Below are 543 nucleotides of genomic sequence, written 5' to 3'. Positions count from 1 at the left end.
TTTTCCTTTCACGTCCGGATAGACGGACCGCTTGCGGTACCCATGCCAGATCAGACGACCTGATATCGCAGTGATCGCTCGCACCCCGCCCTGAGGATTTTCGCGATTGCGATGCGGCGCGCTATCCGGACGGCCACGCAGGAACACGTACGTGGCCTAGGTGGGTACCGGGATAGGCCGCGAGCTCTCCCGCCTTGACAATGACCCGCGAGCGTCGAATGCCCCGCTCGGCGCCCAACTATGCGTACCCCCAACCCGGCGGTGCGTGCGCGCAACCCGCCTCAGCCTCGACGCTCTCGAAAGTAGGCCGGCGTCTGGCCGGTCCATTTCTTGAACGCCTTGCGAAAGTTCGACGTGTCGGCGAAGCCGCTGCGCTCGGCGATCTCGTCCACCGACAGCTCCGTGCGCGCCAGCAATTCGATGGCCAGGCGCTTGCGGATGCCATCGATGATGTCCTGGTAACTGGTGCCGGCATCGACCAGTCGGCGATGCAGCGTGCGGCTCGACATGTGCAGCCGCTCGGCCATCTCATCCGCCCGGGGC

At 65.2% G+C, this 543-nt stretch carries 1 protein-coding gene; it reads right to left on the bottom strand.

Going from position 1 to position 543, the window contains the following annotated elements:
- Positions 1-281: 281 nt before the first annotated feature.
- Positions 282-543: helix-turn-helix transcriptional regulator (locus tag ACXJ3V_RS20625; RefSeq protein WP_457102221.1), on the bottom strand; the 262-nt coding region annotated here is incomplete at its 5' end.

The organism is Microbacterium sp. P5_E9 (genome assembly GCF_054049175.1).
Note: the sequence above shows the minus strand (reverse complement) of the source record. Positions and strands in the feature narration are given on the sequence as shown.